The sequence below is a fragment of the Micromonospora sp. CNZ297 genome (genome assembly GCF_007827625.1).
On the sequence record NZ_VISU01000023.1, the window covers coordinates 15,384 to 29,284 of the forward strand.

At 75.0% G+C, this 13,901-nt stretch carries 12 protein-coding genes; 6 read left to right on the forward strand and 6 right to left on the reverse strand.

Features of this window, described 5'->3' with window-relative positions:
* Window positions 1–16 precede the first annotated feature (16 nt).
* Both efeO and efeB read left to right on the forward strand, forming a co-directional pair.
* Window positions 17–1,147, forward strand: coding sequence for an iron uptake system protein EfeO (efeO, locus tag FB454_RS28800; RefSeq protein ID WP_030271142.1), 1,131 nt, complete (start codon window positions 17–19; stop codon window positions 1,145–1,147).
* Window positions 1,144–2,466, forward strand: coding sequence for an iron uptake transporter deferrochelatase/peroxidase subunit (gene efeB, locus FB454_RS28805; RefSeq protein WP_030271141.1), 1,323 nt, complete (start codon window positions 1,144–1,146; stop codon window positions 2,464–2,466). Before efeO ends, efeB begins: the two co-directional genes overlap by 4 nt.
* 7 nt (window positions 2,467–2,473) lie before the next feature.
* Here the strand turns inward: efeB and FB454_RS28810 are convergent, their stop codons facing one another.
* Window positions 2,474–3,436 (reverse strand): RDD family protein, encoded by a 963-nt coding sequence (locus FB454_RS28810; RefSeq protein ID WP_232236672.1) that lies wholly within the window; start codon window positions 3,434–3,436, stop codon window positions 2,474–2,476.
* A gap of 41 nt (window positions 3,437–3,477) precedes the next feature.
* Between FB454_RS28810 and FB454_RS28815 the strand changes: the two genes are divergently transcribed.
* On the forward strand, window positions 3,478–4,431 hold the full coding sequence (locus tag FB454_RS28815) for a stage II sporulation protein M (protein ID WP_030271138.1): 954 nt from the start codon (window positions 3,478–3,480) through the stop codon (window positions 4,429–4,431).
* Here FB454_RS28815 and FB454_RS28820 read toward each other — a convergent pair.
* The 5 genes from FB454_RS28820 to FB454_RS28840 are packed head-to-tail and all read right to left on the reverse strand — an operon-like array spanning window position 4,409 to window position 9,426.
* Entirely contained in the window at window positions 4,409–5,719 is a 1,311-nt protein-coding gene (locus tag FB454_RS28820; protein WP_013474115.1) for a DUF58 domain-containing protein, read from the reverse strand. The genes FB454_RS28815 and FB454_RS28820 overlap by 23 nt on opposite strands.
* A complete protein-coding gene (locus tag FB454_RS28825; protein WP_013284206.1) occupies window positions 5,716–6,693 on the reverse strand; it encodes an AAA family ATPase in 978 nt (325 codons plus the stop codon). The genes FB454_RS28820 and FB454_RS28825 overlap by 4 nt, the downstream gene beginning before the upstream one ends.
* Window positions 6,690–7,991, reverse strand: coding sequence for a DUF4350 domain-containing protein (locus FB454_RS28830; protein ID WP_145823864.1), 1,302 nt, complete (start codon window positions 7,989–7,991; stop codon window positions 6,690–6,692). Before FB454_RS28830 ends, FB454_RS28825 begins: the two co-directional genes overlap by 4 nt.
* Window positions 7,988–8,584, reverse strand: a complete 597-nt coding sequence (locus FB454_RS28835) for a DUF4129 domain-containing protein (RefSeq protein WP_071096660.1) — start codon at window positions 8,582–8,584, stop codon at window positions 7,988–7,990. The genes FB454_RS28830 and FB454_RS28835 overlap by 4 nt, the downstream gene beginning before the upstream one ends.
* Window positions 8,581–9,426, reverse strand: coding sequence for a hypothetical protein (locus FB454_RS28840; RefSeq protein ID WP_145823865.1), 846 nt, complete (start codon window positions 9,424–9,426; stop codon window positions 8,581–8,583). The genes FB454_RS28835 and FB454_RS28840 overlap by 4 nt, the downstream gene beginning before the upstream one ends.
* A gap of 215 nt (window positions 9,427–9,641) precedes the next feature.
* Between FB454_RS28840 and mtrA the strand changes: the two genes are divergently transcribed.
* The 3 genes from mtrA to FB454_RS28855 are packed head-to-tail and all read left to right on the forward strand — an operon-like array spanning window position 9,642 to window position 13,895.
* Complete coding sequence (mtrA, locus tag FB454_RS28845; RefSeq protein WP_013284210.1) at window positions 9,642–10,331, forward strand: MtrAB system response regulator MtrA; 690 nt, start codon at window positions 9,642–9,644, stop codon at window positions 10,329–10,331.
* A 28-nt stretch (window positions 10,332–10,359) separates the two neighbouring features.
* Window positions 10,360–12,099, forward strand: coding sequence for an MtrAB system histidine kinase MtrB (gene mtrB / locus FB454_RS28850; protein ID WP_145823894.1), 1,740 nt, complete (start codon window positions 10,360–10,362; stop codon window positions 12,097–12,099).
* Window positions 12,096–13,895: an LpqB family beta-propeller domain-containing protein gene (locus FB454_RS28855; RefSeq protein WP_013284212.1), complete on the forward strand. Its 1,800-nt coding sequence runs from the start codon at window positions 12,096–12,098 to the stop codon at window positions 13,893–13,895. Before mtrB ends, FB454_RS28855 begins: the two co-directional genes overlap by 4 nt.
* Window positions 13,896–13,901: the final 6 nt, after the last annotated feature.

Consider the following 13,901-nt stretch of genomic DNA (forward strand, 5'->3'; position numbering starts at 1 on the left):
GAGGAGACCCCGCACGATGCGTACCACTCGACTCGTCGCGCCCGCCGCCGCCGGGCTGCTCGCCGTCGCCGGACTGACCGGCTGCGGGGGCGGTGACGACGCCGACGCCACGAACGGCGGGCCGATCGCCGTCAAGGCCACCGACAGCGTCTGCGAGGTCGGCGACACCGAGATCGACGCCGGTCAGGTGACCTTCAAGGTGACGAACACCGGTTCCAAGGTCAACGAGTTCTACGTCTACGCGGCCGGTGACCGGGTGATGGGCGAGGTGGAGAACATCGCCCCCGGGCTCAGCCGCGAGCTGCGGGTCGAGCTGACCGCCGGCACGTACGAGACGGCCTGCAAGCCGGGGATGAGCGGCCGGGGCATCCGGGGCGCGCTGAAGGTCTCCGGAACCGCCGCCACAGTCGCCCCCGACGCCGCGCTGACCCAGGCCACCGAGAGCTACCAGCGGTACGTGCGCAGCCAGACCGCCGCGCTGCTGACGAAGACCGAGGAGTTCGTGGCGGCGGTCAAGGCGAACGACGTGGCCAAGGCCAAGGCGCTGTACCCGGTGGCCCGCACCTACTGGGAGCGGATCGAGCCGGTCGCGGAGAGCTTCGGCGACCTCGACCCGAAGATCGACGGCCGCGAGGAGGTGGTCGAGGAGGGCATGGAGTTCACCGGCTTCCACCGGATCGAGAAGGACCTCTGGACCACCGGGGACGTCAGCAAGGACGGCCCGATCGCCGACCGGCTCCTGGTCGACGTGAAGGCGATCGTCGCCAAGGCGGACGCCGAGAAGCTCACCCCGCTCCAGCTCGCCAACGGCGCCAAGGCGCTGCTCGACGAGGTCGCCAGCGGCAAGATCACCGGCGAGGAGGAGCGTTACTCGCACACCGACCTCTGGGACTTCAACGCCAACCTGGAGGGCTCGAAGGCGGCGATCGCGGCGCTGCGCCCGGCGCTGGAGCAGCGCGCGCCCGACCTGGTGAAGCAGCTCGACAGCGAGTTCGCGAACGTGGAGGCAACCCTCGGCAAGCACCGGGACGGCGACGGCTGGAAGCTGCACACCCAGCTCGGCAAGGCCGAGCTCAAGGAGCTGTCGGACGCGGTGAACGCGCTGGCCGAGCCGGTCAGCAAGGTCGCGGCGGCAGTCGCGCGATGACCGGCCCGGCCGGTGGTGACGCGACGAGCGAGCCGAACCACGAGCGGACCGGTCGCGGCCTGTCCCGCCGCCGGGCGATGACACTGGCCGGCGTCGGTGTGGCCGGCGTCGCCGGGGTGGCGGGCGGCGCGGGTGCGCTGCTCGCCGGCGGGAACGAGGCCTCAGCCACCGGCTCCGCCGCAGGGTCGGTGCCGTTCCTCGGCGAGCACCAGGCCGGCATCACCACCCCGGCCCAGGACCGGCTGCACTTCGTCGCGTTCGACGTGGTCACGAAGGACCGGGACCGGTTGGTCGCCATGCTCCAGGAGTGGACCGCCGCCGCGGCCCGGATGACCGCCGGCAAGGACGCCGGGGTGATCGGCGCCGTCGGCGGCATGCCCGAGGCCCCGCCGGACGACACCGGCGAGGCGCTCGGACTGCCCCCGTCGCAGCTCACCCTCACCGTGGGCTTCGGGCCGACGCTGTTCCGCGACGCGCAGGGCCGGGACCGCTTCGGCATCGCCGCCCGCCGCCCGGCCGCCCTCGCCGACCTGCCGCACTTCGCCGGGGACGCGCTCAGGTCGGAGCTGTCCGGTGGCGACCTCTGCGTCCAGGCCTGCGCCAACGATCCGCAGGTGGCGGTGCACGCCATCCGCAACCTGGCCCGGATCGGCATGGGCGTGGTGAGCGTCCGCTGGTCGCAGCTCGGCTTCGGGCGTACCTCGTCGACGTCGCGGGACCAGGCCACGCCGCGCAACCTGTTCGGCTTCAAGGACGGCACCGCCAACCTCAAGGCCGAGGACGCGGGCCTGCTCCGCGACCAGCTCTGGGTCCAGCCCGGTGACGGCCCGGAGTGGATGACGGGTGGCTCCTACCTGGTCACCCGGAAGATCCGGATGCTGATCGAGACGTGGGACCGCAGCCCGCTGGCCGAGCAGGAGATGATCGTCGGGCGGACCAAGGGCAGCGGCGCGCCGCTGGGCCTCCGGGACGAGTTCGACGAACCGGACTTCGCCGCGAAGGGCGACGACGGGGAGCCGCTCATCGCCGACACCGCACACGTACGGCTCGCCCACCCGGACGCGAACAACGGCGCCCGCCTGCTGCGCCGCGGCTACAACTTCGTGGACGGCTCGGACGGGCTGGGCCGGCTCGACGCCGGTCTGTTCTTCATCGCCTACCAGCGGGATCCGCGCCGGCAGTTCGTGCCGATCCAGACCCGGCTGGCCCGCAACGACGCGATGAACGAGTACCTGCGGCACGTCTCCAGCGGCCTGTTCGCCTGCCCGCCCGGCGTACGCGACGCCGCCGACTGGTGGGGGCGAGGGCTGTTCGGCTGAGCCCGGCTCAGCGGCGTACCGGATCGGGGGCGGCCTCCGGCGCCGCGGACCGCAACCGGCCGACGGCCGGCGCGGCGGGACGCAGGGTGGCCGGCGCGACGGCGTGCGGCACCGCGGCCGGGACCAGCTCCGGCCAGAGCGTGGCGGTGACCGCCCGGGCGCGGCCCAGCCGGAGCGCGGCCCGGCGCCCCCGCTCGGCCAGCACGGCGGACAGGTAGACCCAGTCCGGCGCGGACCACGGCGGAGGCGGCGAGGTGACCGCCGCGGCCTCCACCCACAACGCCCGGCCCAGCCGGGAACGGTCCGGCTCGGCGAGCTGAGGCAGCCGGTCCAGATACTGCCGGACGGCCAGCGCCAGCCCGTCGTCGAACCGGGTCAGGTCGAGCGTGGTCGCCCAGGCCAGCAGCGGCGGCGGAGCCGGCGGCAGCGGCCGCCACAGCGCGGCGCCTCGACTGTGCACCACGAGCGTGCCGGCGACCAGGTCACCCAGCCGGCGGCCGCGCGGGTCGGTGAGCATCACCGTGACGCTCGCCGCCCAGCTCAGCAGCGGCAGCACCAGCCCGGGCCACTCCACCGCGACGCCCACGAGCGCCCGGGTCAGCGACTGGCCCACCCCCACCGGGCCGCCGTCGGCCCGCACCACCCGCAGCCCCACGGCCAGCTTGCCCACCGTCCGGCCACCGGCGAAGCGCTCCATCACCACCGGATAGCCGAGCAGGACCAGCACCAGCAGCACGACCTGGAGCGCGCCGGCCAGCGCGGCATCGAGGACGTCGCCCAGCAGGGCGAGCGCCACCATGGCCAGCACTGCGCCGAGCAGCAGGAACAGCACGAGCTGGATCACGGCGTCGATCAGCAGGGCGAGCACCCGGGAGCCCAGCCGGGCCACCCGGACATCCAGCTCCACCGCCTCGCCGCTGACCAGACCGGCATCGGCCCAACTGGGCGGTGGGGGAGGTTGCGCGCGCACCCCGACAGTGAACACCATGGACGCCGAACGGGGGAGGGTGAGTGGATCTCGACGCGTACGTGGCCGAGCACGGCGCCGAATGGCGGCGGCTGGAACACCTGACCGGCCGGCGTCGCCTCGACGCGGCCGAGGTCGACGAACTGGTGGCGCTCTACCAGCGCAGCGCCACACACCTCTCCGCGCTGCGCGCCCGGGCACCCGAGCCGACGCTGGTGAACCGCCTGTCCCACCTGGTCCTCGCCGCCCGGGCCCGGGTCACCGGCCGCCCCCGGCCGTCCTGGGCGGCGGTGGGCCGGTTCCTGGCCGCCGACCTGCCCGCCGCCCTCTACCGGGCCTGGCCGTGGTGGTGCGGCGTGGCCACGGCGTTCAGCGCCCTGAGCGCCTTCCTCATCTGGTTCGTCGCCGGTAACCCGGACACCGCCGCCGCGTTCGTCGGCCCCGAGGCGGCCCGGCAGCTCGTGGACTCCGGTTTCGCCGGCTACTACACCGAGTTCGCCGCGCCCACGTTCGCGTTCCACCTGTGGACGCACAACGCCTGGCTGGCCGCCCAGTGCCTGGCCGCCGGCGTCCTCGTGGTGCCGGTCCTCTGGCTGCTGTGGCAGAACGCGCTGAACATCGGCGTGGTCGGCGGCGTGATGATCTCCTACGGCCGGGCGGACGTCTTCTTCGGCATGATCACCCCGCACGGGCTGCTGGAGCTGACCGGCATCTTCGTCGCCGCCGGGGTCGGACTGCGGACCGCCTGGGCCTGGATCGCCCCGCCCGCGCACCTCGGGCGCGGCCGCGCGGTCGCCGAGGCGGGACGGCTCGCCGTCGTGGTCGCCGCCGGCCTGGTCGGCCTCTTCGCGGTCTCCGCGCTGATCGAGGCGTTCGTGACCCCGGCGCCGGTGCCGATCCCGCTGCGGGTGGCCGCCGGCGCCGCGGTGTGGCTGGCCTTCCTGGCGTACGCGCTGGTGCTCGGCCGGCGCGCGGTCAGAGCTGGCCGAGAGACTTGAGCCGCAGATAGGTGTCGGCGACGGCCGGGGCCAGCCGGTGCCCCGGTACGTCCACCACAGTCACGCCGTAGCGCGACAGGGCGGCGCGTACCCGGTCCCGTTCAGCCAGCGCCCGCCACGCCGACGCGGCCGCGTACGGGTCGTCCGGGCCGGCCGGGGTGGCAGTGGCGAGCCGGTTCAGCACCGGGTCGCCGGCCGCGGCCAGCACCACCCGGTGCCGAGTCGCCAGCCGGGGCAGCACCGGCAGCAGCCCGTCGCCGATCGCGCCCGCCTCCAGCGCGGTGAACAGCACCACCAGGCTGCGCTGCCGCTCCCGGCGCAGCACCTCGGCGGCGATCAGCTCGAAGTCGGTCTCGGCCAGCGCGGGCTGCAACGGCGCCACCGCGTCGACCAGCCGGGCGAGCAGCGCCGGACGGCCGCTGCCGGTCACCCGGGCCCGGATCTCCGTGTCCGCCGCCAGCAGGTCCACCCGGTCACCGGCCCGGGCGGCGAGCGCGGTGAGCAGCAGCGCCGCGTCGATGGCGGTGTCCAGCCGCGGCTCGTCGCCGAGGCGTACCGCCGACGTGCGGCCGGTGTCCAGGACGCAGACCAGCCGCCGGTCGCGCTCCGGGCGCCAGGTGCGCACCAGGACGTCGGCGCGGCGGGCGCTGCCCCGCCAGTCGATCGAGCGGACGTCGTCGCCCACCGCGTACTCGCGCAGCGTGTCGAACTCGGTGCCGTGACCGCGCCCCCGGGTCACCTGCACGCCGTCGATGACCCGCAGCCGGGCCAGCTTCTCCGGCAGGTGCCGGCGGGAGTCGAAGCGTGGCAGCACCCGCAGCGTCCACTGTGGCGTGGCGGGTTGCCCGGCGCGCTGCCGGGCACCCAGGCGCATCGGCCCGAGCGAGCGTACGGTCAGCGCCACCGCCGGCCGGTCGCCGCGCCGGGTCGGGGTGAGCCGGACCGGCAGCGTGGCGGTGCCACCGGGCGGCACGGTGAGCAGGCGGTCCGGCGGCACGTCCGGGCGCGCCCCGGCCGACGGCACCCAGGCGTCGCGTACCTGGGCGTGGAGCGTGCGATCGGTGGGGTTGGCCAGGTGCAGCGTGACGGTGGCGGTGCCGCCGAGGCGGACCGTCCGCTCCCCGGACCGGGTCACCGTGAGCGCGTCCGGCGGGACCGCCATCGCCCGGTCGAGCAGCACCAGCAGCAGCACCGTCGCGGTCAGCACGGCGACGCCGAGGAACGGCGCCGGCCAGGCCGGCAGGGTCAGCGCGCCCGCGCCGAGCAGCAGACCCGCCCGCCAGGTCATCGCGGCGTCGGCACGGTGGCCAGCACCGAGTCCAGCACGGCGTCCACAGTCACGCCCTCCAGTTCCGCCTCCGGACGCGGGCGGAGCCGGTGCCGCAGCGTGGGCCGGGCGACCGCCTTGACGTCGTCCGGGGTGACGTGGTCGCGGCCGGCCAGCCAGGACCACGCCTTGGCGGCGTTGAGCAGCGCGGTGGCGCCCCGGGGGGACGCGCCCAGCTCCAGCGCCGGAGCGGACCGGGTGCCCCGGCACAGGTCCACGATGTAGCCGAGCACCGGCTCGGCCACGTGCACCATCCGCACCTCGGCCCGGGCGGCGGCCAGGTCCGACGCGTCGGCCACCGGGCGTACGCCCGCGGCACGCAGGTCGCGCGGGTCGAAGCCGGCGTGGTGCGCCCGCAGCACGCCCAGCTCCTCCTCGCGCTCCGGCAGCGGCACAGTCAGCTTGAGCAGGAAACGGTCGAGCTGCGCCTCGGGCAGCGGGTAGGTGCCCTCGTACTCGACCGGGTTCTGGGTGGCCGCGACGATGAACGGGTCGGGCAGCGGGCGGCGCTCGCCCTCGACGGAGACCTGCCGCTCCTCCATCACCTCCAGCAGCGCCGACTGCGTCTTGGGCGGGGTGCGGTTGATCTCGTCGGCGAGCAGCAGGTTGGTGAAGACCGGCCCCTCCCGGAACGTGAACGCGGCGGTGCGCTGGTCGAAGATCAGCGAGCCGGTGACGTCGCCGGGCATCAGGTCGGGGGTGAACTGCACCCGCTTGGCGTCCAGGTCGAGCGCGGCCGCCAGCGTCCGCACCAGCAGCGTCTTGGCCACTCCCGGTACGCCCTCCAGCAGCACGTGCCCCCGGCAGAGCAGGGCGATCACCAGGCCGGTCACCACCGCGTCCTGCCCGACGACGGCCTTGGCGACCTCGGCGCGCAGCCGGTGCAGGGCGGCGCGGGCGCCGGACGGGGCGGTGGTCGTGACGGGTCCGGTCACCGGGTGTCTCCTTCGCTGGGATGCGGGGCCAGGGTACGGGTCAGGACGTCCAGTTCGCGGGCCAGCTCCAGCAGCTCGCGGTCCTTCTCCGGGGCGGGGCCGTAGAGCAGGTCGGCCACCCGTTCCGGGTCGGCGCCGGCGCGCTCGGCGACCCGGGCGGCCACCTCGTCGTCGGGCGTGCCCGGGGGCAGGTTGAGCCGGGTCGTCAGCCGGTCCAGCGCGGCGGCGCGCAGCGTCGCGGCGACGGTGTCCCGGGCGCCCGCCCGGCGGTAGAGCCGCGCCCGGCCGCGTACCGTCTCGGCGGACCGGACGGTCACCGGCAGCGGCTCCGACACCGGCGGCCCGAGCCGGCGGGCCCGCCAGAGCACCACGAGCAGGCCGGCCAGGGCGAGCTGAACCAGGAGGGCCCAGAACCACTGCGGGAAGGCGCCCCAGAGCGGGTTCTCCCGCGGCGGGTCGGCGCGGTCGGGCGGGTCGGGCCGTTCCGACCTGCCGCTGCCGGCCGGGCCGGGCTCCTCGGTGAACGGCTCCGGGGACCAGCTCGGAGCGGTCGGGGCCGACGCCGGCTCGGGCAGGTCGAGCCAGACCAGCGGGCGGTCGCCGCCGAGCAGGCCGGTGGCGAGGGCCTCGTTGCCCCACTCGCCGATCCGGTCGTTGCGGAACGGGTCGCTGGCGCCGGCCAGCACCACCTCGACCCGGCCGGGGACGCGCAGCAGCGCGCCGCCGTAGCAGTGGTCCACCTCGGCCGGTCCGGCGTACCGCTGGAGGTCGATCGCGGCCGTGCCGGCCCGGACCGCCTCGGGCAGCGGGCAGGGCGTGCCGTCGGCGTCCGGCGGCACCGCGCGGGCGGCCCAGCGCCCGCCGGCCGGTTCGACAGGGGTGTCCAACTCGGCGAGCACCCGCCGGGACGGCTCGACGAGCACCAGCCGGCTGCCGGGCGGCAGGGTGGTCAGCCCGTCGAGCAGGTCCGGGTGCACCAGGCCGGGCGCGGGCACGAACAGCGTGCTCGGCCCGGCCCCGGCGGTACGCAGCGCCGCCGCCAGATCCGTCTCCCGGCGTACCGGCACGCCCTGCGTCCGCAGCGCCTCGGCGAGCCGGCTGGCGCCGTCGTCGTCGGTGGCGACCGGGGACAGGAAACCGGGCTCGTCGGCGTCGGGCCGGTCGAACGCGCGCAGCACGAGCGTGGTCACGATCAACAGCACTGCGAGCCCGAGCGGGACGATCAACCGGTACGGACGCCGGCGCGGCGCCGCCGTGGCCGCCGCCGTCACGGTCTCCGGTACGACTGTGGCCGTCACCGCGGCTCCTCCCCGGTCAGCTCGCGGCTCAGGTCGGTGGCGAGTTCACGCATCCGCCGGTCGTGCGCGGCGGTCGCGGGACGCTGGGCGTACCAGAGGTCGGAGAAGATCGCCCCGGCCGCGTGCAGCGTCGGCCGGACCTGCGGCCGGTTACGGGCCGCCGCCTCGGTCAGCTCGACGACGGTGAGCCCGGGGCGGGGTTCCACCACCTGCCGGACGACCAGCAGCCGGACCATCTCGCGCAGGCGCTCCCGGACCGCCTCGGCGTACCGGCCCTCGGCCGCCAGCCGGTCGGCCGGCCCGAGCCCGCCGGCCGGCACGGGTTCCGGGGTCCGGGGCGCGGGCAGGCGTACCGGCGGCGGATCGGTGCGCTTCCGGCTGCGCCGCCGGAACCGGGGCAGCCGGAACCGGGGCAGCCGTGGACGCCGCCACCGGGGGAGACTGAACCGGGGCAGCCGGCGGGGCACCCAGGCCGGGAAGAAGTACCAGCCCAGCGCCGCCAGCAGCGCGACCGCCAGCAGGATCAGCGCGACCAGCGGCAGCGGCACCACGTCACCGAGGGCCGCGACCGTCTCGGTCCACCACCGGCTCACCGGTGCGCCGCCAGCAGGACCGGCTCGGGCACGTCGGCCGGCGCGCGGGAGAGCCGGATGTCCAGCCCTTCGGTGCGGACCCGGGTCTCCAGGTGCAGCACCGCGTCCAGGCAGGCGAGCGCCGGGTACGCCAGCGCGTTCACAGCGGTGAACGCGGCGATCGTCACCGGCAGCGCCCAGGCCGAGACGTCGAACAGACCCAGCATGGTGAGGCCCTGGTAGAGACCCAGCCCGATGCCGAGCCGGATCAGCCACCAGCCCAGGTAGCCCAGCAGCCGTATCGCGGCGGCCCGCGCGCTGACCCGGCCGGCCAGGCGTAGCGCCCGCCAGGGCACCAGGTGCGCGGGCACCCCGTCCAGCACCAGGACCGGCACCACCAGGCCGAGCAGCGCGTACGCCGGGAACCAGCCCGGCCCGGTCAGCCCGGCGGCGGTGACGGTCAGCCCGACCAGGACGGCGGCCGGCAGTGCCGCGCCGAGCCGGGCGCCGCGCAGCAGCTCCGACGGTGCGGGACGGCGCCCCAGAAGCGCCGCGCCGGCGCCGCGAGCCGCAGGGGCGCCGAGCAGCGCGACGATCGCGGCCTCGGTGCCCGCGCCGGCCGCCAGCAGCAGCCAGTACGCGGGGAGGGAGTCGCCGAACTCCGCCGGCCACCAGAACGGCGGTTCGGTCCCGGCGAGCATCCGCAGCGGGTGGAGCACCGCCTGTTCGGCGAGGGCCAGCAGCAGGGCGAGCGGGACGAGCACCCGGGCCTGGTCGCGCAGCAGCAGCACGGCCGCGTCGAGCAGCTCGCCGACGGTCAGCGGACGGCGCGGCAGCACCGCGGTCGGGCCGGCGTCGGGCACGCGTACTCCTGGGCGGGGCGAGCGGAGGTGGCGGGCGGGGCGACGCCCGGGGGATCATGGTTGCACGGCGGGTCCGCATCCGGTGGACCCGTCCGCCCCGGCGCGCCACGCTGGGCGGCCACGCCGACTTGCTGTGGTGCGCGGGGCCGCTCGGCGCTACGGTCTCGTGGAGACGCCGAACACTCCAGACGAACGGGGATGGAACGATAAACCCCATGAGAGCCCGGGTACTCGTGGTCGACGACGACCCCGCCCTCGCCGAGATGCTCGGCATCGTGCTGCGCAGCGAGGGCTTCGTGCCGTCCTTCGTCGCGGACGGCGAACGGGCGCTGGCCGCGTTCCGCGACAACCGACCCGACATCGTCCTGCTCGACCTGATGCTGCCGGGCATGAGCGGCATCGACGTGGCCCGCGCCATCCGGGGCGAGTCCGGCGTGCCGATCGTGATGCTGACCGCCAAGAGCGACACAGTCGACGTGGTGCTCGGGCTGGAGTCCGGCGCCGACGACTACGTGGTCAAGCCGTTCAAGCCCAAGGAGCTGGTGGCCCGGATGCGGGCCCGGCTGCGCCGCGGCGAGGACGTGGCGCCGGAGATGCTGACCATCGGCCCGCCCGGCAACCAGATCACCATCGACGTGCCGGCCCACACGGTCAGCCGCGACGGCGAGGAGGTGAAGCTGACGCCGCTGGAGTTCGACCTGCTGGTCGCGCTCGCCCGCAAGCCGCGTCAGGTCTTCACCCGCGAGGTGCTGCTGGAGCAGGTCTGGGGCTACCGCCACGCGGCGGACACCCGCCTGGTCAACGTGCACGTCCAGCGGCTGCGCGCCAAGATCGAGCCGGATCCGGAGCGACCCGAAATCATCCTCACCGTGCGGGGCGTGGGCTACAAGGCGGGTACCGGATAGCCTGGTCAGCACTGTGGTGACCACCCCGATGCCCGACCCGCCGACCGCCGCGTCCCGCCGGCTCCACGCCGTGCGGGCGATCTGGCTCGCCCTGACCGGCCGGGTCGCCCGGCTGGTGGCCGCGGTGCACCAGGCGTGGCGGCGGTCGCTCCAGGTCCGTGTGGTCACCATCACGCTGGTGGCGTCGAGCCTGCTGGTGGGCGGTTTCGCCTATCTGATCGCTGACAAGATCACGAGCATCCTGCTGGAGAACGCCGAGACCGACGTGCGGCTGCGGTTGAGCAACGGCAGCGAGTACGCGGCCAAGCAGTTCAACCTCTACAGCCAGCCGCAGGAGGCGCAGCTCCAGAACACCATCGACGGCACCGTCAACTACCTGGCCGGCGGAGACCCCACCCAGACCAGCGGCGTGGTGGTGGCGATCACCGCCGACAACTTCGCCGAGTTCATCGAGCCGCGTACGACGCCCGACGTGCCGGTGGGCGCGGTGATCGGCGACGAGCTGCGGGCCACAGTCGCCTCCGGCAAGGTCGCACACCAGATCCGTACCGGCTCGCTCGGCGGCGAGCGGACGAAATACCTGGTCTACGGCTCCCCGGTGCCCACCAAGTTCGGGCAGGTCGAGCTCTACTACCTCGTACCCCTGGCGCGGCAGGACGCGACGGCGGCCGACGCCCGGGCCACGGTGGTCGCCACCGGCGTCGCACTGGTGCTGCTGCTCGGCCTGCTGGCCGCCCTTGTCACCCGCCTGGTGGTGACGCCGGTACGGGTGGCCGCGCGCACCGCGCAGCGACTCTCCGCCGGCCTGCTCGACCAGCGCATGGTGGTCTCCGGCGAGGACGACCTCGCCCTGCTGGCCGCCTCGTTCAACCAGATGGCGACGAACCTGCAACGGCAGATCCTCCGGCTGGAGGAGATGTCCCGGCTGCAACGCCGGTTCACCTCAGACGTCTCGCACGAGCTGCGGACACCGCTGACGACGGTACGGATGGCAGCCGACCTGATCTTCGCCGAGCGCGACGAGTTCGACCCGGCGGTGGCCCGCAGCGCCGAGCTGCTCCAGGCCGAGCTGGACCGGTTCGAGGAACTGCTCACCGACCTGCTGGAGATCAGCCGGTTCGACGCCGGCTTCGCGGTGCTGGACAGCGAGCCGACCGACCTGGTGCCGGTGGTGCACCGGGTGACCGAGCGGCTGGCCGGGCTGGCCGAGCGGGTCGGGGTGACCATCGAGCTGGACCTGCCGGACACTCCGGTGATCGCCGAGGTCGACCCGCGCCGGGTCGAGCGGGTGCTGCGCAACCTGGTCGGCAACGCGGTCGAGCACGGCGAGGCCAAGCCGGTACGGATCACCCTGGGCCAGGACCAGAGCGCGGTGGCGATCACCGTGCGGGACCACGGGGTCGGCCTCAAGCCGGGGGAGGAGAAGCTGGTGTTCAACCGCTTCTGGCGGGCCGACCCGTCGCGCGCCCGGCAGACCGGCGGCACCGGGCTGGGCCTGTCGATCAGCCTGGAGGACGCCCGCCTGCACGGCGGCTGGCTGGAGGCGTGGGGCGCGCCGGGGCAGGGCGCGCAGTTCCGCCTCACCCTGCCGGCCCGGGCCGGGGACCGGCTCACCACCTCCCCGCTGCGGCTGGTGCCGGCCGACGCCACGGTGCCGTTCGGCGGCCCCCGCGACGGCGGGCTGCCCGCCGTCGGGCCCGGCGGCGGCGTCGCGGCGCTGACCGCCGGACCGGCCGGCGGAAGCGACCACGCGGAGGCGCGGCCGTGAACCGCCGCGTCCTGGCCCTGCTGCTGACCGGCGCGCTGCTGCCGGCCGCGCTCGCCGGATGCGGCATCCCGGACCAGACGGACGTGCAGGTGGACGGCTCGGTGCCGGCCGCCGAGTCCGGGGCGCTCAACGGCAGCCCGGCCCGGCCGCCCGAGCCGGCCGACAGCAGCGAGCCGGTGCCCTTCATCGAGAACTACCTGCGGGCCGCCGCGGCAGGGGAGCGCGACCAGGCGTACGCCCGGGCCCGGAAGTTCCTCGCCGCGGAGGCCCGCGACCTGCTTCCCGGCAAGCCGCAGACCAGCGAGGTCGAACTGACAGTGGTGCGGCTGCGGGAGAAGCCGGAGAGCACGCCGCCCAACAACCAGGGCACCAGCACCGTGACGCTCAAGGTGCAGCAGGTGGGCGTGCTGCGCGCCGACGGCACGCTCGGCCCGCCGGTGGCGAGCGAGACGCAGTACGCCTTCGAGCTGCGCCGGGCCGAGCAGGCCGGTACCGGCCTGCTGATCACCGAGCTGCCGAACGTGCTGCTGGCCAGCGACTCGGCGATGCGCGAGTACTACCGTCCCCGCACCGTCTACTTCTGGAACACCGACCTGACCCGGCTGGTGCCGGACCAGCGCTACCTGCCCTCGTCGGCGCCGACCGAACGCCGGATCACCGAGGTGATGAAGTGGCTGGCCGACCGCCCGTCGGACTGGCTGGCGCCCGGCGTGACCGGGCTGCCCGACGGCACCCAGCTGATCAACAATGCGACCGGCGCCGACGGCCACTGGGAGATAAACCTGAACATGCCGGGCGCCAACGAGCAGCGGCTGACCCGGCTCGGCACCCAGCTGGCATGGTCGCTGTCGGACCTCGACGGCCAGGTCGACCTGAAGATCCAGAACCAGAAGCGGCTCACCGTCGACCTGCGGCGGGAGCGCGTCTCCACCGCCGCCTATCCACGCGGCGGCGATCCGATGCGGTTCGCCGTCTACGACGGCGCCGTCCGCCCCCTGGCGTTCGGCAACGAGTCGCGTGCCGCCGTGCCGCTGCCGCCCGCGGAGAACCGCAACGTGGTCTCCGCGTCGCTCGCCCGCGCCGACGACCAGGTGCTCGCCGCGCTCGTGGTGACCGGGTCGGACAACCGCAGGCGGCTCAAGGTGGGCACCGGTCCGGAACCGGTCGCGATGCTCAGCCCCGGCGACCGTACGTTCCGGGCGATGAGCCGTCCCACCTGGCTGCGGTCGCTGAACAAGGCCCGCCCGGCCGGTCTGGTGGCGGCGGACGGCCGGCTCTACCGGTTCGACGGCGCGGGCCGGATGAGCGAGATCCCGCTGTCCGTTCCCGGGCCGGTGACGGCTGTGGCCGGTTCCCTCGACGGCCACCGGATCGCGCTGGCCTCCGGCGGCGCGGTCTTCGTCGCCGCGGTGAGCGTCGACGGTGGCGTGGTCAGCCTCGGACAGCCCCGCCGGGTGACCACGCTGCTCACCGGCGTGACGGTGGTGGACTGGGTGGCGGAGAACGAGCTGGCGCTCGCCGGCAACGAGGCGGACCGGCGTTCGGCGATCCACCAGCTCAGCGTCGACGGTGCCTGGGAGACCCCGCTGGCGGTGGAGATCGGCGCCCCGGTGACCCAGCTCGCCGGTTATCCGGGCGGCGGCGACCGCGGCCTGGCCGCGTTCTCGTTCATGTTCGAGACGGACGGCGCGGCCTGGCGGAACAACCCGTTCGACTACGTGAAGCGGGAGCAGGTGCTCGACGTTCCGTCGGGCAGCCGGGCGACCAACCCGACCGCGCCGTTCTTCCTCTACTGAGCCGTC

Coding starts and splice junctions, on each gene's coding strand:
- efeO (WP_030271142.1), top strand. CDS start 17: ATGCGTACCACTCGACTCGTCGCGCCCGCCGCCGCCGGGCTGCTCGCC.
- efeB (WP_030271141.1), top strand. CDS start 1,144: ATGACCGGCCCGGCCGGTGGTGACGCGACGAGCGAGCCGAACCACGAG.
- FB454_RS28820 (WP_013474115.1), bottom strand. CDS start 5,719: ATGACCTGGCGGGCGGGTCTGCTGCTCGGCGCGGGCGCGCTGACCCTG.
- mtrA (WP_013284210.1), top strand. CDS start 9,642: ATGAGAGCCCGGGTACTCGTGGTCGACGACGACCCCGCCCTCGCCGAG.
- mtrB (WP_145823894.1), top strand. CDS start 10,360: ATGCCCGACCCGCCGACCGCCGCGTCCCGCCGGCTCCACGCCGTGCGG.